The following is an 18,943-nucleotide window of genomic DNA, read 5'->3' on the forward strand; positions in this document are numbered from 1 at the left end:
ATGGCCTGGACGCAAAGCGATCTCGATGCGATCGAAAAGGCCATCGCCACCGGCGCGCGCCGCGTGCGCTACCAGACGCATGAAGTCGAGTACCAGAGCCTCAGCGACATGCTGAAGGTTCGCCAGATCATCAAGGACGAACTGGCCGGCAATTCGCCGGGCGTCGTTCTCACAGAATACCAGAGCGGGGCGTAATCCCTTTGAACCCGATCGATGCCCTGATCGCATTCGTCGCGCCGGAGCGTGGTGTGCGCCGCATTCTGGCGCGCGACGCCATTCGCTCGCTTGCCGAGACTCGCGCCTATGCCGCCGCCGGCCAGGGTCGCCGCAACAAGGGCTGGCGTGCCCGGCCGACTTCGTCCAATGCCGAGATCGGCGCTTCGCTCAACAATCTTCGCAACCGGTCCCGCGAATATGTCCGCGACAGCTGGGCCGGCCAGCGCATCCTCGACGTGATGGTCTCGCATGTCGTCGGCACCGGCATCGTGCCCGCCGTCGAAACGGGAAGCGATCGGGCGAACAAGAAATTCTCGCTTGCGTGGGAAGAGTGGAGCGCCGCAGCCGACATTGAGGGCGTGCTTGATTTCGGTGGCCAGCAGTCGCTTGGCGTTCGTTCGATGATCGAGGGCGGTGACACCGTCCTTCGCTATCACGACATCACCATGAATGAGGCCGGCCGCACCGTCCCGTTCAGGCTGCAGGGCCTGGAAGGCGACCAGATCGACACCTCGCGGGACGCGCAGCTTGCCGATCAGAATGTCCGCCTTGGCGTGAAGCTAGGCGCCAACGGTCGCCGTCTTGGGCTCTACCTGCACGAAGATCATCCCGGCGAGATGACGCTTAAGGGCACGTCCTATTCGTCGAACCTGGTCGCGTGGAATGACCTGTCGCATCTCTATCGGCCGCTGCGCTGGGGCCAGGTCAGGGGCGCTTCGTGGTTCGCGCCGATCCTTCTGACGGCCAAGGAAATACAGGACCTCACAGACGCGGCGATCGTCAAGGCGCGCGTCGAGGCCTGTTTTGCCGCCTTCCGCAAGAACGCCGCCACCGGCGCATCGCCCTTCGCCGCCAAGACCGACGAGAATGGCGACAAGGTGACCCGGATAGAGCCGGGCATGATTTTCGACATCGGCGATTCCGACATCGTCTTCGCCCAGCCTTCATCGCAGTCATCCTTCGCCGAGGTCTACATCGCCGGCATGCAGGCGATGGCTGCCGGTATCGGCATGACCTATGACCAGCTGACCGGCGATCTGCGGCAGGCCAACTATTCGTCGATGCGTGCCGGACGGATCGAATTCCGCCGCCTGGTCGAGCAGATCCAGTGGCACATTGTCATTCCCCGCCTGTGCATTCCGGTCTTGAACCGTTTTGTGGCGAGGGCGGTTCTTTCCGGCATCCTGCCCGACCGCAGGGAAGGCTATCCGGTCAAGTGGATCACGCCGGCCAACGAGCCGATCGATCCCAAGAAGGACCTGGAGGCGGACATCCTCGCCGTCCGCTCCGGCCGCCTGTCGCCGCAGGAATTTATCTCGGCATGGGGCCGCGACTGGCGTGCCGTGGTTGCCGACTACGCGCTTTTCCTGAAGGCGATAGACGACGCCGGCGTGCCGCTCGACATAGATCCGCGCAAGCCCGCCAACGGCCTCGCCGCTCCGGCGCCTGGCGATCAGACCAAAGGAAATCAGGATGGCTGAGATCATTCGCCTGCCGCAGATGCTGCGCGACGCCGAAGTTCGCGCCGGTTCGTTCGACGATGCCGCCAACACGATCGAGGTCATCTGGACCACCGGCGCGACCGTGCGCCGGGTGTCCTGGCTGGAGGGCGAGTTCGATGAAGAGCTGATCGTCAGCGCCAACGCGGTCCGGCTCGACCGGCTCAACAGCGGCGCGCCATTTCTGGACACACACGGCCAGTGGAGCCTCGACAGCGTCATCGGGTCTGTGGTGCGCGGCACGGCGCGGATCGAAGGCGGGCAGGGTCTTGCCCGCGTCAAGCTGTCCGCCGCCCCGGATGCCATTGATCGTGTCGCCAAGATCAAGGAAGGCACCGTTTCCAACATCTCGGTCGGCTACCGCATCCATTCGGTCGAGCGGAAAGAGCGCGACGGCAAGATCCCGCTGCACCGCGTCATCGATTGGGAGCCGTGGGAAATCTCTGCCGTGCCGATCCCGGCCGATCCGGGCGCGCAGGTTCGCAGCGCCAAATCCGACATGTTCGACTGCATGGTTGAGCGCGCGCTTGCCGACGACAACGACGTTCGCCGCATCCGCCTTGCCATGCAGCAGCGCATGGCCGGGCTCGGCCGCTAACCAGTTCACCCTCTCACAGGCCGCCTGCGCTCCACCGGGGACGCAGGGCGACGGCGTATCGCCCCGGAAACGCAAAGGAACAAGCCATGAAAAAGGCTTCATTCTCCGCGGCCGTCGCCATGATCCTGTGCGCCGGCCTCATTCTCGGTCTGGGAGCAGAGGCAGCTCATGCTCTGCCTCACCTTTCGCTGCCGGTTTCGCATGAGCATTTCAATCTTTCCGATCACATTCTGCATGCGTCGGTCGCGCTTGCCGGGCTGCGCAGCAAACTGGCGGACCTGACCACCAAGGCCGAAAAGAAGATCGGTGAGATCAAGGACGACACGTCGCCTGAAGCGGCGCGCACGATCCAGACGGAACACACCGGCCTTCTCGCCGATATCGATCAGGTTCGCGCCCAGATCCGGGACGCCGAGGAAGAGGAAGCGCGCCGCAATGCGCCTCCGGCTCCCGACACGGCGACCCGTGCCGCCGACATCGTCGGCATCGCCGCCGCCGCCCGTGCCGCCGGCGCCGAGGTTTCGACCGAAGACGAGCAGACCGCGATCCGCACCAATGTCGAGCCGGCGACCTTCCGTGCCCAGATGTTCGATCGGCTTGCGGCCCGTTCCAGCCAAAACCGCACCGATCCGGCGCGCATCACCCAGGATGAACGCGAGACGCGCCGCAATGCCATGACCGAAGCCCTGTCCTATGGTCTCGGCGCACCGATCCCGCAAGCCGGTCCTTCGGCCGCTGCCCGTGGCTTCATGGGCCGTGGGCTGATCGACCTTGCCGCGCAATGCATCGACTATCGCGGCGGCCTGGTCATGAATGCCCGTCAGATCGACGACATCCTGACGCGCGCCGGCATGCACTCGACTTCGGACTTTCCGATCATCTTCGAAAGCGCCGTCAACCGCACCCTGGAAGGCCGTTACGCGCTGGCGCAGCCGACCTTCCGCCGCATCGCCCGCAAGCAGAACTTCCGCGATTTCCGCCCGCACACCACCGTCAAGCTCGGCGATTTTCCGATGCTGCAGAAGGTGCTGGAAACCGGCGAAATCAAATACGGCACCTTCAATGAAGGCAAGGAAACCGTCCAGGCCTTCAGCTACGCGATCGCCATCGCCGTCAGCCGTCAGATGCTGATCAACGACGACATCGGCGCCATTGCCGATCTGCTGTCGAGCTATGGCGCCAGCGTCGCCCTGTTCGAGGAGGTCATGTTCTACAGCACCGCCTTCAACGCCAATCTGGCGGACGGCAACCCGGTGTTCCATGCCAGCCACGGCAATCTCGCCGGTGCCGGCACTGTCATCGACGTGACCAATGTCGGCAAGGCGCGCGCTGCCATGTCGAAGCAGAAGAGCGTCGGCGGCAACCTGCTGCTCGAGAACCGCGCCCGCCTCCTGCTGGTCGGTCCGGACAAGCTGACGGAAGCGGAAATGCTGCTGGCATCGATCACGCCGGCGACCGTCGCCAACGTCAACATCTTCTCCGGCAAGCTGGAGCCTGTCGACACCGCGCAGGTCACTGGCAACGCCTGGTACACCTTCGCCGACCCCTCGACCGGTTCGAACTACCGCTGGGGCTATCTCGAAGGCTACGAGGCGCCGCGCGTGCGCATGGACGAGCCGTTCGGCAAACAGGGCTTCGCCATGTCGGTCGAGCACGACTTCGGCGTCGGCGCCACCGACTACCGCTTCGGCTACAAGAATCCGGGCGCCTGATCGCCCGGCCGAAACCCTGTCCTGAAACCTTTAGGGCGGCATTTCCCATCTTTCGGGAGCCGCCCATTTCACAAGGAAAGAAGCGATGAAAAACTTCATCCAGCCGGGCAATTCGATCTCGGCAATCGCGCCGGTCGGCGGCGTCGTCTCTGGCATTCCCGTTATCATCGGGTCACTGGCCGGCATCCCCGGCACGACCGCCTTGGAGGCGGCCGAATTCGAACTGCACCTGGTCGGCGTCTATGACATCGACAAGGCGACCGGTGCGGCCTGGGCGGTCGGCGACAAGATCTATTGGGACGCAACCGCCAAGAAAGGCACCAAGACCACGACCAGCAACACGCTGTTTGCCGTCGCGGTGGCGGCCGCCGCTTCCGGTGATACCACCGGCCGCATCCGTCTTGGCGCGCCGGCAGTCTAATCCGGCGTGTCTTCGTTATTCGCGTCCTTGGCAGGGCTTGCCCGCACGACCGTCGAGCGCGTCCATGGAGAGGCTGTCACCATCCTCCCCATGGATCGCCCGACCGGCCCGAACGGCAAGCGGCAAGCCTCGTCCGCGCGGATGCCGTGGCAGGTCTTCGCGCTGTTCTATCGCGAGGCCGAGGGTGTGGACCGCGACATGATCTCGGCGTTCCCCCGCGGCGGCTCGAGCAACACAGGCGGCGTCATGCGGGCGGGCCGGCACACCGCGTCTGTCGGCAAGGGGCCGCAGGGCCAACTGCCGATCGAGGGCGATGTTCTGCGCCAAGACGACGGCAGCCTGGCGCATTTCGAGATCACAGCCATCGATCCCGATGGCCTCGGCCACTATACGCTGACGCTCGCCACGACCAAGGCACCGACATGACCATCTCGGCCGAAATGGCGCGGCTTGTCGCGATCGAGTGCCTGGCGCCGACTGCCGCCCTTTTGGCGGGCAGAGGTTTTCCGACATTGGCCGGCGGCAATTTTTTCGACAGCCGGCGCATTTCGGTGGGCGAGCTTTCGATCGAACGGTTCACGCCGGCAGTGTCGCTCTACACACGAAAGGCGGAATCGCCGCGGCGCGGCCAGGGGCAGGGCAGCGTCGAGCGCTTCGCCCGTACGGCACTGGAAATCGTTGCCGAACTGGCGATCGGGGCCAGCGACGAGTCCGGCGACTTCACCGATGCTCTGGCGGAGGACGATGTCACAGCCAGGCTGACGCTTGCTGCGCTGTGCGGCCAGATCGTCCAGACGCTGACCGCGTCACCCGCCGGTGCGCTGTTTCGCAAGGCAGTCATTGCCATCGACGGCATCGACTTCGAGCCGCATGCGATCCCGCAACTCAATCTTCGGTGGCAGCGCACGACCATGCTGTTCGATTGTCAGATCCCCGGTGACGACTTCACGGTCGGCGGGCAATTGCCGGAGCCGAGCGCGGCTTTGGCCTCGCTTCTCCCGGCAGGATCATACGCGGCTGGCATCCTTGCCGACCTCGGCAGCCGGTTTGCGGCATCGCCGACCTATCCGGCAATTCAGACCATTGCCTTTGAGGTGAAGCGAAACGGCGTTTCCGGCGAGATGGGAACCACTGCCGCCGTAGCACCGCCGTTCCCAGATATCGAGGACTAGATCATGGCCAATCTCGTTCATGCCAGGCTGGCGGATGCTTCGCACCGCATGCCCCATCCTTTCCGCCAGAACACCGACTTTCCCGCCGAAGGCCAGACGATCGACATGGAAGATCCGGCCTGGATGCAGCTCGTCAAGGACGGTTCGCTGGTTGTCGACCCAATCGAAGCGCCTGCCGCCCAGTCCCTTCCGGGTCATGGGTCCGCAGGCAAGCGCAAGGAGAAAAACTGATGGGCATCCTGTTCAACAACATTCCCGGCGCCGGCCTGGTTGCACCGCTGTTTGCCTTCGAGGTCACCTCCGGCGGCAGCTACCAGTCGGCCTCGCGCCTGCTCTTGATCGGCCACAAGAACACCGGCGCGGCGATTGCCGATAATGTGCCGACGCCGGTCGGTTCTGCCCAGGAGGCTGTCGCGCTTTGCGGTGCCGGCTCGATGCTGGCCGAGATGGCCCGCGTCGCCTTCCTCAACGCGCCGACGCAGGAGACCTGGATCATGACCGCGCCGGCGACCGGCACGGCGCGCGTCGACACCATCAAGGTCAATTCGGTTCCGGCCGGTGGCGGTGTCGCCACCATCGAGATCGGCGGCGAGCCGGTGCAGGTGCAGATCGCGGCGGGCGACAGCGTCAATACTGTCGCCGCAGCTCTGGCCGCAGCCATCAACGCGTATTTCAATTCGCTGACCGGCGCCTCGCTGTCGGTCACCGCCACCGTCGCCACCGACACGGTGACCGTCACCGCCCGCCATCTCGGCCTGATCTACGTCGACTATGATTTTTATGTGCCGACCGTTGTCGCCGGCAACGCCTTCGCCGGGGCTGCCGTCACCATCACCAACACCGTGGTTCCGACCGGCAGCCCTGATCTGTCGGCAGCTTTGGCGGCGCTTGGCGACGATCCGTTCGATTGGATCGTCTCGCCCTTCTCGGATGCGACCAACATCACCCGCTACACGACGGCGATGAACGATGTCTCCGGCCGCTGGGCTTATAACCGCCAGGTTTACGGGCACGTCTTCACCACCGCGGCCGGCACGCTGTCGGCGCTGACCACGATCGGCCTGGCGCTGAACGACCGCCATCTGACCATTCATCCGCGCCTGCCTGTGGCCGCCGGCAACCCGACGCCCGCCTGGCTGGCCGCCGCTGCTCGCACGGCGCGCATCGTGCCATGGTTGTCCGACGACGCCACGGGCAATGTCTCGCGCAACCAGAAGGGCCTGGTGGTGCAAGGCGAGCGGCCGCCGCGCGACCGTTCGCTGGTGCCGACCTATGCCGGGCGCAACACCATGCTGCGCTCCGGCATCTCCAGCGTCATCGTCAACACCGATGGCGGCGTGGCGATCGACAAGGTTATCACCACCTACCAGAAGGACGCCAATTCGCAGCCGGACGAAACCTTCCGCGACATCCAGGCCATCGGCCAGCTCGTCGCCATCCTGCGCTATTTCCGGGCGCAGCTTTCTTACGAGCACGGGCAGAAGTCGCTTGCCGACGAAAACCCCGGCGGCCTCGGCGCGATCTCGACGCCGAAGGCGATCAAGGCGACACTTGTGCACGCCGCCGACACGCTGGAAAACCGTGGCGTGCTGGAAAACGCCCGCGGCTTTGCCGACCGGCTGATCGTCCAGCGCAACAGCCAGAGCGCCAACCGCGTCGACATCATGGCGCCGATCGATCGCGTCAACCCGCTCGACGTGATCGCCGCCAACGCGATGCTTTACAGCCAGTATCGCGCCGCCTGATCGTCGCAGCCATCCATTCAACTGAGAGGAAAAACCGATGCAGAATTTCGGCGGAGAAATGACGTTCGGTCTTTCGACCGGCGAGCGGATCGTGGTGCGCGGTGCGGCCGAGATCATGCCGTCCAATGTCGAGATCACCGGCGCCGCGAACCAGGACGGATCGGTGTATCGCACGAGCGAGCCGACCGGCTTCAAGGCGAACCTCACCTTCGAGGATTTGCCGACCGACGACTGGAACCGGCTGATGCGGGCTTCCGGCTTCAACGTGACGCTCAACGAAAGCTTCACCGGGGTCCAGCATCTGTGGACCGAAGCCGCCTTCACCGGCACGCCGACGATCAACCGGGCGACCGGTGAAGTCACCGGTGTCGCGCTGATCTCTCGCGTCTACCGGAAGATCTGACGATGGCGGAAACGGTCGTTCCGCTGTCGAAGCGCTATGAGGCCCACGACGAAGCCTTCGAAAGCGTCACCCTGCGGGAGCCGCGCTTCGAGGATCTGCTGGCGCTGGGCGAGCCTTACGAAATCCAGCGCGCCGCCGGCAACAATGTCGTGATCGAGAATGTCGATACCGTCGCTGCCTATGTTCGCCGCTGTGTCGTGGCGCCCGGGATCGAGAAGCTTGGCGTGCTCGAGCTGGCCGACGCCAGGCTGGTGCGCGACGCGGTGATCGGTTTTTTTATGCGTACCGCGCCGGCGGTTACCGAGTAGGCGAGGTCGTCGGCATTCAGGCCGATGACCTGATGTTCTTCTTCAACTGGCAGCCCGGCACGGTGCTGCCGATGCCGTTTTCCGAGATCGCCATGCTGCACAGGCGCGGCATTGAATTCCTGAAGCGTAGGCCGAAGACATGAGCAACCGCACGATCGAGGCCATACTGCGCCTGTCGGCGAAGCTCGGCCCGATGGGCGCCTTTGGCCAATTGTCCAGCAAGCTCAACCAGGTCAATCAGAAGGCGCTGGCGTTTAACCGCACGCAAGGGCTGATGGCGCGCAACAGCATGCTGGCGGCAAACGCCGTGCGCGGCCTGGTCGCGTATGGCCTGGTACGCGGCACGGCGGAACTGGTGACACACTTCGCCAGCGCCGAACGGCGTCTGAACCGCATCGCCATCAATGCCGATGCCGGCAAGGACAAGCTCGCCGAGATGTTCCACACCGTCGATCGCGCCGCGCTCGACTATTCGACGACGCAGGACAGCGTCACCTCCGGCCTTGAAACGCTGGTCGCCGCCGGCCGCGACCTCGACGATGCGCTGGCCTTCCTGCCGGCGGTGACCGCCACGGCGCAGGCCGCTGGCGCGGAGATCACCGACATCGCCACCACCGCCGATTCGATCGGCACCAATTTCGGCATTGCCGGCGACAAGATGCAGCGCGCCTTCGACATCCTCGTCACCTCGGGAAAGCAGGGCAAGTTCGAGCTGAAGGACATGGCGCAGTATATTCCGAGCCTGGCGCCGGCCTTCGCCGCGCTCGGCTACAAGGGCGAGAAAGGGCTTGGCAGGCTGGCGTCGGCGCTGCAGACGATCCGCATCCGCGAAGGTGACGCCTCAGAGGCCGCGACCGACCTGCAGAACGTGCTGCAGAAGATGGAATCGAAGGAGACGGTCAAGAACTTCGCCAAGTTCCACATCAATCTGCCGGAGGAGCTGGACAAGGCCCGCAAGTCGGGCAAGGACTTGCTCGACGTCATGATCGAGCTGACCGAAAAGGCGACCAAGGGCGACCTGTCGAAGATCCCGCGTCTGTTCACCGATCTGCAGGTGCAGAAGGGCATGCGGGCGCTTGTCCAGGGCAAGGACGCCTTCCACCAGTTCGTTGCCGACCTCGACAATGTCGACGGCTCGACCCTGCGTGATCTTGGCCGCATCCTCGACGACAACCAGTCGAAGATCGACCGCATGGGCGCGTCCTGGGAACGAATGATGCGTTCGATCGGCTCCGGCATTGCGCCAACCGCGACCGGCGCCATGGATTTCGTCAGCTCCAACATGGACAAGGCGCAGTTCATCAATGCCGAGTTGGACAAGGAAGGCATGGGCTGGTGGGAAAAGCGCATGTGGTGGCTGCGCAACGGCTTCGACAATCAGGACCAGGGGCTGACGGCTTTCAAAGGCGGATGGCGTTCGCCGGAAGGCATTCTTGCCGCGAAAGGCACGCCCGATGTCAATCCAGAACTGCCGTCCCACAGGCAGGACCAGCCGGGCCGCACGCCGATCCCGACACCGCGCCCGGTTGCGCCGAGCGTGGCCGAACAATACCGGCTCTACGGTCGCGGCCACGCTGCCGCCGTGCGCAACAGCGTTCAGGTCGCAAAACCGGCCGGCTACTTCGGCAACGAAATCGATTTCAGCGCGATGGAACGAGCCACGGACGCCGCAGCCGCCGACCTGAAGGGCGCCGGCGTCGAGACGGCATCGTCCGTTGCTGACGGCGGCAAGCAGGCCGGTGACAGCATCAAGTCTGGTGCCGACACTCTGGCATCGGTCGCGGGCAAGCTGGAAGCGGCAATCGTCGCCGGCGCCAATGCGCTTGCCGGAGCTGCCCGCAGTGCCGCCGCCGACCTGTCGCGGCCTATCGGCTCGCTTAAGGCGGTGCGCGCCGACACCGGCAAATCCAATGCCGGCCATCTGATGGGGCCACGCTGATGCGCGACTGGCTGAAAGCCTTCCGGCCCGCGTCATTCCGGGGCGTGCCGTTCTTCGTCGAGGCCGAGGAAGCCGAAGGCGGCCGGCGCGTCGCCATCTCGCCGATCGCCTATTCCGATCTGCACATTACCGAGGACATGGGCGGTGATGTCAGGCGCTTCAGTCTTTCGGCCTATGTCGCGGGCGACGTTGCCGATGCCGCCGCCCGCAACTTCACCGCTGCGCTCAACGCGCCGGGCGCTGCGACGCTGGTGCTGCCGATGGGCGGTCCAGTCCTCGTCCGCGTGCCGCGCTGGTCACTGTCGCGCGAGCGCGGCCGTGCCGGCTATGTCGGTTTCGACATAGAATTCGTTGCGGCCGGCCTGCCGGCGTTGCCTTTCGCCGCGGTGCCCGGCGCCTTTGCCATTGCCGGCAAGATCGCTGCCGGCGTCGACATGATCGCGTCTGCCGCCGCGTTCCGCATGCGCGATGTCGCGCCCGGTCAGGCGGCACCCTCGGCACTCGCCGCCGCATCTGCCGCGGTGGCGATGGCCTCGGTCGCCGATGCGGCGGAGATGCCGGCCGAAACACGACCCGTCATTGCCGATCAGATTGCGACGATCACGCGCCTGTCGTCAGAGCCGGTCACCCAGGCCGGTCCGATTGCTGCGGCGATCGTCTCCACGGTCGGCGCCATCGCCGATGCGGCGAGGCCGACCGAAGCCACTGAAGCTTTTGCGGTTGCGGCCGCACCTTCCGGCACCGATGTCTTCGCCCTGGTGTCGGCCGCCGCCTTCGCCGCCGGCTTTTGCCAGGCGCTTGCTGCCGGCGATTATATTTCGCGGCAAGATGCGCGCCGTGCCCGTGACCGCATTGCGCCGGTCGTCGATCCCGTCCTCGAGGCGCTGTCCACAGGTCTCGACGTGGCAGTCAGCGAATGGCTGTCGGATATCGCGGCGACCGCGGCATCCGACCTAAGTGCCGTTGCCGCCAATCGGGCGCCGCTGGTCAGCGTTCAGACCGAAATATCGTTGCCGGCGACGGCGCTGGCCTACGCGCTTTATGGCGATGCTGGCCGCGCCGGCGAGCTGGTCCAGCGCAACAGCGTCGCCACGCCTGCGGCCATGCCGATCAGCTTCGAGGCCATCGCCCCGTAGCCTACGTGTACACGCTGCCCCACAGGGCAGCCTGAGAGGATCGTGCCTTGCCGCTTGAGACCATTGTCATCCAGGCAGGCGGGCTGTTTCTGCCGTGGCAGGATGTCTCGATCTCGATCTCGGCCGAAGAGGCTGTGCGCAGCGCCGTGGTCACCGGGCACATACCGCCGGGTGCCTCACCGCCTTGGCCCGATGACAAGGCCAGCCTGACGGCGAACGGCACGCTGCTGTTGACTGGCTATGTCCGCGACCTCAGGCCCGATCAGGGATCGGACGACTGGCGCGCGACCATCTCTCTGGTTTCGCGCACCGTCGATGCTGTCGAGACATCGATCCTGCACAAGACCGGCCTGGTCGAGAACAAGGACATCAAGGGCATCGGCGAGGCCTTCGACAATTGCGGCATCGGCATCGAGGCGAAGGGATCGTTCGAAACCATTGCCAAGCATCAGATCGAGCCGGGAGAATCGCTCTACTCGACACTGGAGCCGCTGGCGCGCGCCGAGGCGGCGATCATCCACGACACGCCGGAAGGCAAATTACGCATCGTCCAGAAGCCGGAGGGATCGCACAGCGGCGGCCTGGCGGCTGGCGTCAACATCATTTCCGCCGCAGCGGAATTTTCGGGCGAGGGCAGGTTCAACCCGGTCATCGTTCGCGGCCAGCAATCGCGGGGCACGACACCGCAGGCACTGCGGCCGGAGGCCAAGGCGTCCGATCCATCGGTCGGCCGCAGCCGCCCCAAGATCGTCGTTCTCGATGGCGAGGCAACGACGAAGCATATGAAGAACGCGGTCGAATGGGAGACGCGTGCGGCGGCTGGTCTCGCGGTCAACGCGACCATTACCGTTTCCGGCTGGCGCGATGCCGGCGGCAAAATCTGGACGCCGAACTTTCTGGTCTATGTGCGCCATCCTCGCGTCTATCTCGACCAGATGATGGTCATCAAGTCGGTGGAACTGACGCAGGACACGCAAGCCGATGGTGACGGCACGCGGGCGACCCTGACGCTGACCGATCCGCGCGCGCTCGGCGGCACTTCGTCCGGTTCGAAGTCGGGCAAGGGCTGGTCCGCGCCGGAGCCAAAGGCGGAGTATTCGGCACAATGAAATCTTCCGCGCACCTGACGCGTTTCGAGATCGACTCTTCGCGCTTCGACAATGGCCAGCTGCTGATCTCCGGTCGTGGTCTTGCCGGCGAGACATTCAAGGATCTGCTCTATGTCCAGCCGCATGGCGCCGCCAGCCGTCCGCCCAAGGGCGCGATCGGCGTTGCCATGGTCATGCCCGGCCGCCGCACACAGGCGATGCTCATGGGCATCGAGCACGCGCAACACCGGCCCGACCTGCCGGACGGCGCTGCGGCGCTTTACGACGCGTCGGGAAACATCATCAAACTGTTCGCGGGAGGCGTGACCATGGATTTCGGCTCGCGGACCATCACGCTGACCGGCGGCACCTGGAATTTGAAAGGCGACCTCAACGTCGACGGCAACATCAACGCCACGGGCTCGATCATCGATGCCGGCGGCAACACGCCGCACCATACGCACTGATGATAAGGATCGTTCCACTCACCGGCGACGGCGAACCGCTGCTGTCGCCCGATACGCTATGGGACGGCACGTCAGGCGACTGGGCGCTTGCCGGCGACGACAAGGCCAATGCCGGCGGCCTGCGCGCCAAAGCGGAACTTGCCACCGCCGTGCTGCTCTGCCTGATGACCGACGCCCGCGTCGAGCCGGACGAGCTGCCGCCCGAAGAGCAGAACCGCGGCTGGCCGGGCGACAGTTTCGACCTGCGTACCGACCTCGGCGAGACCGCGATCGGCTCGAAACTCTGGCTGCTGCGCCGTTCCACGGCAAACGACGCGACAGCGCTGCGCGCCGAAGATTATGCCCGTGCCGCCCTGCAGACGCTTATCGACCAGGGCGCGGTCTCGACGGTCGAGGTGACCGGCACGGCCGACCCGGCGCAGCGCCGCATCGATTTGAAAATCACGTTGAAGGACCGCGATGGCGCGGTCGTCTTCGATCGCCGTTTCGGCGTCCTGTGGGAGCAATTGCGTGGCCTGGACCGTCCTCTCGCCAACTGAGATTTCGACCCGGCTGCGCGGCACCTTGCGGCGCTACCTGCCGGGCACCGATGCGCTGGTCTGGCCGAACAATCTGACCGCGATCGTCAAGACCGTCGCCGCCGGCATGCACGACATGCATCTGCGCGCCGCCTGGCTTTACGATCAGATTTTCGCCACTACGGCCAGCGTTCAGCATCTGGAGCGCCACGGTGCCGAACTCGGCATCTATCGCCGGCCGATGGCGCGGGCCGAGGGCGTGGTGACGCTCAATGGCTATGCCGACACCATTTACCCGGCCGGCATCGCCTTCATCGCCGGCAATCGGCTCTATCGCTCGGTGTCGGATGCCCGGTCAGACCTGACAGGCCTTTTGACGCTGACCATCCTGTCCGACGATTATGGCGTCGCCACCAACATCGCCGCCGGCGAGACTTTGCAGCGCGCCGACCCGACGCAGTTTCCGAATCTCGAGCTGGAAGCGACCGTGGCCAGCGGCGGCATTGGCGGCGGTGCCGATACCGAGACGGATGCCAGCCTCCGCGCGCGCATCCTCGACCGCAAGCGCAGGCCGCCGCAGGGCGGCGCCTATTCGGACTACGAGCAGTTTGCCCGTGCCGTGCCCGGCGTCACTCAGGCCTGGGCCTTTCCATTCGCCGACGCGCCCGGCACGGTCGGCGTCTGGTTCCTGTTCGAAGGCCGCGTCAACGGCATTCCGGAGGCTGGCGACATTGCCCTGGTGCAGGATGCGCTGGAAGCGCGGCGACTGATCCGTGCCGGCCTGTCGGTTTCGGCACCTATCCCGTCGCCGCTCGACATCACCATCGCCAATCTTGCCGTCGACACGGTGCAGACGCGTGCGGCGATTGCCGCCTCGATTGCCGCCATGCTGGTCAGACGCGCGCGGCCGGGCGTCGCTTCCGCACCTTTCACACTGTCGCGCTCGTGGATCTCGGAGGCGATCAGCCTTGCTGTCGGCGAGGACCGGCACTTCCTGATCAACCCGTCTGGCGACATCATCTATGTCGCCGGCGAAATGCCGGTGCTGGGCACGGTCAACTATGTCTGATGCCGTGCGCTGGCCGCGCTATCCGGGCGAGGACGAGCTTGCCTTCTTCCATTTCGCCCCGGATGACCCGTTCATCGGCGCGCCGCCGCAGGGCGATGTCCTGTCCGATCCCTCGGATGAGGCCGCAGAGGGTTTTCTGACGGCACTGTTGCCGAAGGGTGCGGCATGGGGCACGCCCGACAACCAGGCACTCGATCCGCTGTCAGTGCTGTCGCGGTTCTGGCGCGCGGCCGGCTCGGCCTTTGCCGATGCCTATCGGGCGCTGTTCGGGGTCGCGCTCGAATCGACGGCGGTCACGCTGGTCACGTCGCTCGACGACTGGGAAATCGAATACGGGCTGCCCGATCCATGCCTGGGGCCGGACCAGACGATCGACGCGCGCATGCGCTCGCTGCTGCTGAAAATCCGCTCCGGCGGCACCATCACGCCGGCCGATTTCATCAAGCTCGCCGCCGATGCCGGCTATGCGATCTCGATCGAGGAGCCGACGCCGTTCCGGGCCGGCGCCTCGACTTGCGGCGGCCCTGAGGCAATCGCCGGCGGCGATGTGGTCGAGTATGTCTGGATCGTCAGCGTCCCCGGCGTATCCGTCGAATATTTCCGGGCCGGCGATGGCCGCGCCGGCGAAACGCCGCTCGGCCGGCTCGGTCTGCCTGACGATCTTATCTGCCTGTTCAACGCGCTGAAGCCAGCCTGGACCACCATCGTTTTTTCCGTCTGAAAAGAGGCCGCCATGAAGTTCGTCAATCCGCGCAATGCGCCGCCATCCGAGGAGCGCATTCCTTACTGGAACGAGAACCGGCCGGCCGGCCTTACCGGCGCCATCCCTCCGGCCGATGTCTTCAACGATCCGCAGGACGAGATACTGAAGGTGATCGTCGAAGCCGGCCTTACACCCGATGCTGCGGACAAGACGCAGCTCTGGCAGGCGCTGCAGGCGCTGATCGCCGACATCGTCGCCGGCGGCACGCCGTCGATCGAGGTGCCGCCCGGCTCGGTCTCGATGTTCGCTGCCGCAACCGCGCCGACCGGCTGGCTGAAATGCAATGGCCAGGCGGTCAGCCGCACCACCTATGCCGACCTGTTCGCGGCGATCGGCACCAGCTGGGGCGTCGGCGATGCGGTTTCCACGTTCAACGTGCCGGACTTTCGTGGCGAATTCCTGCGCGGCTTTGACGACGGACGCGGCATCGACGCCGGCCGTGTCTTCGGCAGCTTGCAGGACTATGCGACGGCGCGTCCGCAGACCGACGATGTCGCGCGCGTCGATCCGGCGACCGGCGATCCCGTCACGCTCAAGCAGGCCGGCAATCCGTCTCCGGCGACCAATCCGTCAGAGGTCGGCTTTGTACGCGCCTCGAAGCTCGGCGAGCGCATCGTCACCGGCGATTTCGATCCTGGCGGCGGCGGCAACCCTTATGTCGACATCGTCAACGTCGTGACCGGCGACGAAGAAACGCGGCCGCGCAACCGGGCGGTGCTGTATATAATCAAAACTTGACGCCCCGCGACGCGCACCGGCCGGTTCGGCCTCAGCTCTTCTCACAACTGGATTGACCCATGGCCGCACCCGACCTGTTCGGTATCCTTGATGTCGTCAAGAAACTGACGCCGCCGGCGGGCATGGGCACCGCCCATGTCGACGGCTTCTCCTGGGCGCGCAACGGCCTGTCCTATGGCGATTCGACCAAGCTGACAGCCGACGACTGGAACCGCATCATCGCCAATCTGCGCGTCGTGCTGATCGCCTCCGGGGTTAATCTCTCAACGCTCGACCCGGCCGACCCGGCGCTGCTGAAGACCGTGCTGGAGCTCTATCTGGGTGCGGCGGTCACCGACATCCTGTCCGGCGTCGATGTCGGTGGCTACGGCATGATGGCCAAGTCGGTCTATGACGCCAACAATGACGGGCTGATCGATATCGATCATGGCGGCACCGGCGCGTCCAGCCTGATTGATGCCGCCGACAATCTGTCGGCCATGTCGGCTGACATCGCCAGCGCCGCCACCACCGATCTTGGCGACGGCACCGGCATCAACGTCCGGATTACCGGCACCGACGCGATCTCTTCCTTCGGCTCGGCGCCGAACGGCGCCATCCGCCGCCTGACCTTTGCTGCCGGGCTGACGCTGACCCATAACGCCACCAGCATGATCCTGATCGGCGGCGCCGATTTTGCGACCGAGGCTGGTGATACCGCGTGGATGCAGTCGCTCGGCTCCGGCAACTGGCGCATGCTCGGCTTTTTCAGGGCCAGCGGCGCTGCGCTCAGCAACATCCTGCGGCAGGGCTCAAACCCGCTGCCGACCGCCGATGGCGATATCCGCTGGGACACCGACGACAACATCCTGGTCATCGGCGATGGCGCCGGGCAAAGGCTGTTCCTGGCGGCGCCGCCAGGCCTGGTGGCGGGTGACCTGCTTTATGCCACAGGGCCGAAGGTTCTGGCGCGAGTGCCCAAGGGCGCAGCGCGGCGCACGCTGCGCATGAATGCCGCCGCGACCGCGCCGGAATATGGCGGCGGCAACGGCCTGCCTGATGCCGTGCTGGAGGACCAGAAGCCGTCCGGCACCAATGGCGGCAGCTCGGCGCCCGGCAATGGCGCCTGGGTGACGCACATCCTCAACACCAAGGTTCGCGACCCCTACAATCTAACGGCGCTGGCCAGCAACGTCTTCACGCCGGCGAACGATGGCCAGGTTGAATGGCAGGTCGTCGGCTATGGCACCGAACTGCAGGTGCGCCTGTTCGACGTGACCGCCGGAGCCGAGGTCGGCATCGGCATGGGCGCGGGAGGCAACACCTCGCCGGATACCGGTTGCATTGCGGTCGGCGGGGCGATGGTCGTCGGCGGCCACGCCTATCGCCTGGAATGGCGCACGTCACACACACACGCCAACGGCCTCGGCCTAGCCTTTGGCTTCGGCTCGATCGAGGTCTACGCCCGCGTGAAATATTGGGGAGACTAGATGAGCAATTTCGTCCTCGTCGAAAACGGCATCGTCGTTCAGTCCGACCGTTCGGGCGCCGAGCCGGAAGGTTTTATCGAAGCCGGCGACGAAGTCTGCCCTGGCTTCCTGTTCGACGGCCAAATCTTCACCGCGCCGCCAATCGAGCCGGTCATTCCCGATCGGGTTTCGGCACGACAGTTCAAACTGCAGCTGCTCAATGCCGGCCTGCTAGCAGAAGTCGAGAACTGGATCGCGGCGCAAGGCCCTGCCGTCCAGATCGCCTATGACAACAGCGGCAGCTTCGTGCGCGCCGATCCGACGATGCAGGCCGGCTTTGCTGCTCTGGGTTTCACCGGCGCCCAGATTGACACCTTCTTCTCCGCCGCATCGGATCTCTGAAAAATGGCCAAGTATGTCTTTCCCGATGTCGAGCCGATCCGGCCCGGCTATGATTTCGAAATGCGCCTGCAATTCCCGCAGGATCTGTGGGATGCCGAACAGATCGGCAGCGGCCGGCTGGTGGCGCAGTTCCGCTCGGCCGTACCCGGCCCGGTGCTGTTCGAAGCCGACACGCTTGATCTGACGATCCAGCGCGAGGCACCGCGCACGCTGGCCTTCTTCCTGTCGGAAGCGGCGACGCGTCCGATGGATGTCTCGACCATCGTCGTTTTCGACATCGCCCGCATCGACGGCACTGACAGCCGCATGGTGCTCGACAAAGTGATCTGGCCAGTTTTGACAACGGTGACGCGCGATGTCGTATGATGCAATCCTCGAAATCCCCAATGTCGTCGTCGTGCCCGGTCCGGCTGGCCAGTCCCTGTTTGTTGTGCAGGACGCGGCTGATCTCGCCGCTGATTTCGGTCGCGACGATGACCGTGCCATCATTCGCGCCACGGGCGCCGAATGGCTGAAAACGGCTGGCGCCTGGGCCGCGACCGGCGCGAATTTCTGGGGGACGTTGCTGCCGCAAGCCGCCGCGATGGTCGAACTGGCGCGTCGTTGGGCAGAGGAAGCGCCAGACGTCGATGTCGATGGCGGGTTCTCGGCGCTGCATTGGGCCGGCCGCTCGCAATATTGGGCGACCCGGCCGGAAGTCATCACGGTTTCGATGAACATTGCCGCCGTGCTTGCGGCTTCTGACAATATGGCGGCGATCATCGACGCGCCGGCGCAGGCGACGGCGGCCTCAACTGCCGCCGGGCAAGCCCTTGGATACAAGAACACCGCCTCGACCAAGGCCGATCTTGCCGCCGCCTGGGCTGAAGGCACGCTGCCGGGTGGTGCCGGCACGAAGTCAGCCAAGGAATGGGCCGAAGTGTCGACCACCTCTGTGCTGGTCATTGTCGAGTGCTCGGATGAGACGACGCCGGTTCTTGCCCAGACCGGGCTGCGCTTCGGCCGATTTCCCTACGCCGGCACCATTCAGGACGTTCGGATTGAGCTCGGCGATTCGCAGACTTCCGGCGCCCTTTTCACGGTCGACCTCAAAGTCTGGAATGGAGCGGCATGGGTGTCGATCTTCTCGACAAAGCCGACGGTGGACAATGGCGAACTGACCTCTGTCACGGCGGCCATACAGCGCGTCATATCAACCAGCGCTATCACCGATGACCAGCAATACCGCATCGACGTGACACAGATCGGCTCGGGTGATGCGTTGGGCCTGAAAGTCAAGATTTACCTGGCGCGGGCATAGC

The 18,943-nt window shown here is 65.2% G+C and carries 23 protein-coding genes; all 23 read left to right on the plus strand.

Annotated elements, in window-relative coordinates:
- Positions 1 to 195, plus strand: coding sequence for a phage head-tail joining protein (locus NKH71_RS03250; RefSeq protein WP_352894333.1), 195 nt, complete (start codon positions 1 to 3; stop codon positions 193 to 195).
- 5 nt (positions 196 to 200) lie between these two features.
- Complete coding sequence (locus NKH71_RS03255; RefSeq protein ID WP_352894335.1) at positions 201 to 1,697, plus strand: phage portal protein; 1,497 nt, start codon at positions 201 to 203, stop codon at positions 1,695 to 1,697.
- On the plus strand, positions 1,690 to 2,313 hold the full coding sequence (locus NKH71_RS03260) for an HK97 family phage prohead protease (RefSeq protein WP_352894338.1): 624 nt from the start codon (positions 1,690 to 1,692) through the stop codon (positions 2,311 to 2,313). The genes NKH71_RS03255 and NKH71_RS03260 overlap by 8 nt, the downstream gene beginning before the upstream one ends.
- Before the next feature lie 86 nt (positions 2,314 to 2,399).
- Positions 2,400 to 4,025 (plus strand): phage major capsid protein, encoded by a 1,626-nt coding sequence (locus NKH71_RS03265; protein ID WP_352894340.1) that lies wholly within the window; start codon positions 2,400 to 2,402, stop codon positions 4,023 to 4,025.
- 85 nt (positions 4,026 to 4,110) lie between these two features.
- Positions 4,111 to 4,446, plus strand: coding sequence for a DUF2190 family protein (locus NKH71_RS03270; RefSeq protein ID WP_352894342.1), 336 nt, complete (start codon positions 4,111 to 4,113; stop codon positions 4,444 to 4,446).
- A gap of 6 nt (positions 4,447 to 4,452) precedes the next feature.
- A complete protein-coding gene (locus NKH71_RS03275; RefSeq protein WP_352894345.1) occupies positions 4,453 to 4,872 on the plus strand; it encodes a hypothetical protein in 420 nt (139 codons plus the stop codon).
- On the plus strand, positions 4,869 to 5,618 hold the full coding sequence (locus NKH71_RS03280; RefSeq protein ID WP_352894347.1) for a hypothetical protein: 750 nt from the start codon (positions 4,869 to 4,871) through the stop codon (positions 5,616 to 5,618). Before NKH71_RS03275 ends, NKH71_RS03280 begins: the two co-directional genes overlap by 4 nt.
- A gap of 3 nt (positions 5,619 to 5,621) precedes the next feature.
- A complete protein-coding gene (locus NKH71_RS03285; RefSeq protein ID WP_352894348.1) occupies positions 5,622 to 5,849 on the plus strand; it encodes a hypothetical protein in 228 nt (75 codons plus the stop codon).
- Positions 5,849 to 7,363, plus strand: a complete 1,515-nt coding sequence (locus NKH71_RS03290) for a phage tail sheath subtilisin-like domain-containing protein (RefSeq protein WP_352894351.1) — start codon at positions 5,849 to 5,851, stop codon at positions 7,361 to 7,363. The genes NKH71_RS03285 and NKH71_RS03290 overlap by 1 nt, the downstream gene beginning before the upstream one ends.
- Before the next feature lie 37 nt (positions 7,364 to 7,400).
- Positions 7,401 to 7,766, plus strand: a complete 366-nt coding sequence (locus NKH71_RS03295; RefSeq protein ID WP_352894354.1) for a phage tail tube protein — start codon at positions 7,401 to 7,403, stop codon at positions 7,764 to 7,766.
- A 2-nt stretch (positions 7,767 to 7,768) separates the two neighbouring features.
- A complete protein-coding gene (locus NKH71_RS03300) occupies positions 7,769 to 8,074 on the plus strand; it encodes a hypothetical protein (protein WP_352894356.1) in 306 nt (101 codons plus the stop codon).
- A 139-nt stretch (positions 8,075 to 8,213) separates the two neighbouring features.
- Complete coding sequence (locus NKH71_RS03305; RefSeq protein WP_352894358.1) at positions 8,214 to 10,013, plus strand: phage tail tape measure protein; 1,800 nt, start codon at positions 8,214 to 8,216, stop codon at positions 10,011 to 10,013.
- A complete protein-coding gene (locus NKH71_RS03310; RefSeq protein ID WP_352894361.1) occupies positions 10,013 to 11,149 on the plus strand; it encodes a DNA circularization N-terminal domain-containing protein in 1,137 nt (378 codons plus the stop codon). The genes NKH71_RS03305 and NKH71_RS03310 overlap by 1 nt, the downstream gene beginning before the upstream one ends.
- A gap of 47 nt (positions 11,150 to 11,196) precedes the next feature.
- Entirely contained in the window at positions 11,197 to 12,258 is a 1,062-nt protein-coding gene (locus tag NKH71_RS03315; protein WP_352894363.1) for a phage baseplate assembly protein, read from the plus strand.
- On the plus strand, positions 12,255 to 12,704 hold the full coding sequence (locus NKH71_RS03320) for a phage baseplate assembly protein domain-containing protein (protein ID WP_352847997.1): 450 nt from the start codon (positions 12,255 to 12,257) through the stop codon (positions 12,702 to 12,704). The genes NKH71_RS03315 and NKH71_RS03320 overlap by 4 nt, the downstream gene beginning before the upstream one ends.
- Entirely contained in the window at positions 12,704 to 13,243 is a 540-nt protein-coding gene (locus NKH71_RS03325) for a phage GP46 family protein (protein ID WP_352894366.1), read from the plus strand. The genes NKH71_RS03320 and NKH71_RS03325 overlap by 1 nt, the downstream gene beginning before the upstream one ends.
- Positions 13,215 to 14,291 carry a baseplate J/gp47 family protein gene (locus NKH71_RS03330; protein WP_352894368.1) on the plus strand — a complete coding sequence of 359 codons (1,077 nt, stop codon included), beginning with the start codon at positions 13,215 to 13,217 and terminating at the stop codon, positions 14,289 to 14,291. Before NKH71_RS03325 ends, NKH71_RS03330 begins: the two co-directional genes overlap by 29 nt.
- The gene (locus NKH71_RS03335; protein WP_352894371.1) at positions 14,284 to 15,012 is read left to right on the plus strand and encodes a putative phage tail protein; all 729 of its coding nucleotides are present in this window, start codon (positions 14,284 to 14,286) and stop codon (positions 15,010 to 15,012) included. Before NKH71_RS03330 ends, NKH71_RS03335 begins: the two co-directional genes overlap by 8 nt.
- Positions 15,013 to 15,024: 12 nt before the next feature.
- Positions 15,025 to 15,792, plus strand: coding sequence for a phage tail protein (locus NKH71_RS03340; RefSeq protein WP_352894373.1), 768 nt, complete (start codon positions 15,025 to 15,027; stop codon positions 15,790 to 15,792).
- A gap of 59 nt (positions 15,793 to 15,851) precedes the next feature.
- Positions 15,852 to 17,261, plus strand: coding sequence for a hypothetical protein (locus NKH71_RS03345; RefSeq protein WP_352894375.1), 1,410 nt, complete (start codon positions 15,852 to 15,854; stop codon positions 17,259 to 17,261).
- On the plus strand, positions 17,262 to 17,642 hold the full coding sequence (locus NKH71_RS03350) for a hypothetical protein (RefSeq protein WP_352894377.1): 381 nt from the start codon (positions 17,262 to 17,264) through the stop codon (positions 17,640 to 17,642).
- Positions 17,643 to 17,645: 3 nt separating this feature from the next.
- The gene (locus NKH71_RS03355) at positions 17,646 to 18,008 is read left to right on the plus strand and encodes a hypothetical protein (RefSeq protein WP_352894378.1); all 363 of its coding nucleotides are present in this window, start codon (positions 17,646 to 17,648) and stop codon (positions 18,006 to 18,008) included.
- Positions 17,998 to 18,942: a hypothetical protein gene (locus NKH71_RS03360; RefSeq protein ID WP_352894380.1), complete on the plus strand. Its 945-nt coding sequence runs from the start codon at positions 17,998 to 18,000 to the stop codon at positions 18,940 to 18,942. The genes NKH71_RS03355 and NKH71_RS03360 overlap by 11 nt, the downstream gene beginning before the upstream one ends.
- Position 18,943: the final 1 nt, after the last annotated feature.

Origin of the sequence: Mesorhizobium sp. M0983 (assembly GCF_040318975.1) — a bacterium.
GTDB lineage: Bacteria > Pseudomonadota > Alphaproteobacteria > Rhizobiales > Rhizobiaceae > Mesorhizobium.

Excerpts from the sequence above, each read along its gene's own strand:
- NKH71_RS03310 (WP_352894361.1), top strand. The coding sequence starts at position 10,013 with ATGCGCGACTGGCTGAAAGCCTTCCGGCCCGCGTCATTCCGGGGCGTG.
- NKH71_RS03300 (WP_352894356.1), top strand. The coding sequence starts at position 7,769 with ATGGCGGAAACGGTCGTTCCGCTGTCGAAGCGCTATGAGGCCCACGAC.
- NKH71_RS03335 (WP_352894371.1), top strand. The coding sequence starts at position 14,284 with ATGTCTGATGCCGTGCGCTGGCCGCGCTATCCGGGCGAGGACGAGCTT.
- NKH71_RS03295 (WP_352894354.1), top strand. The coding sequence starts at position 7,401 with ATGCAGAATTTCGGCGGAGAAATGACGTTCGGTCTTTCGACCGGCGAG.
- NKH71_RS03355 (WP_352894378.1), top strand. The coding sequence starts at position 17,646 with ATGGCCAAGTATGTCTTTCCCGATGTCGAGCCGATCCGGCCCGGCTAT.
- NKH71_RS03250 (WP_352894333.1), top strand. The coding sequence starts at position 1 with ATGGCCTGGACGCAAAGCGATCTCGATGCGATCGAAAAGGCCATCGCC.
- NKH71_RS03320 (WP_352847997.1), top strand. The coding sequence starts at position 12,255 with ATGAAATCTTCCGCGCACCTGACGCGTTTCGAGATCGACTCTTCGCGC.
- NKH71_RS03360 (WP_352894380.1), top strand. The coding sequence starts at position 17,998 with ATGTCGTATGATGCAATCCTCGAAATCCCCAATGTCGTCGTCGTGCCC.
- NKH71_RS03340 (WP_352894373.1), top strand. The coding sequence starts at position 15,025 with ATGAAGTTCGTCAATCCGCGCAATGCGCCGCCATCCGAGGAGCGCATT.
- NKH71_RS03290 (WP_352894351.1), top strand. The coding sequence starts at position 5,849 with ATGGGCATCCTGTTCAACAACATTCCCGGCGCCGGCCTGGTTGCACCG.
- NKH71_RS03345 (WP_352894375.1), top strand. The coding sequence starts at position 15,852 with ATGGCCGCACCCGACCTGTTCGGTATCCTTGATGTCGTCAAGAAACTG.
- NKH71_RS03350 (WP_352894377.1), top strand. The coding sequence starts at position 17,262 with ATGAGCAATTTCGTCCTCGTCGAAAACGGCATCGTCGTTCAGTCCGAC.
- NKH71_RS03285 (WP_352894348.1), top strand. The coding sequence starts at position 5,622 with ATGGCCAATCTCGTTCATGCCAGGCTGGCGGATGCTTCGCACCGCATG.
- NKH71_RS03265 (WP_352894340.1), top strand. The coding sequence starts at position 2,400 with ATGAAAAAGGCTTCATTCTCCGCGGCCGTCGCCATGATCCTGTGCGCC.
- NKH71_RS03270 (WP_352894342.1), top strand. The coding sequence starts at position 4,111 with ATGAAAAACTTCATCCAGCCGGGCAATTCGATCTCGGCAATCGCGCCG.
- NKH71_RS03260 (WP_352894338.1), top strand. The coding sequence starts at position 1,690 with ATGGCTGAGATCATTCGCCTGCCGCAGATGCTGCGCGACGCCGAAGTT.
- NKH71_RS03280 (WP_352894347.1), top strand. The coding sequence starts at position 4,869 with ATGACCATCTCGGCCGAAATGGCGCGGCTTGTCGCGATCGAGTGCCTG.
- NKH71_RS03325 (WP_352894366.1), top strand. The coding sequence starts at position 12,704 with ATGATAAGGATCGTTCCACTCACCGGCGACGGCGAACCGCTGCTGTCG.
- NKH71_RS03305 (WP_352894358.1), top strand. The coding sequence starts at position 8,214 with ATGAGCAACCGCACGATCGAGGCCATACTGCGCCTGTCGGCGAAGCTC.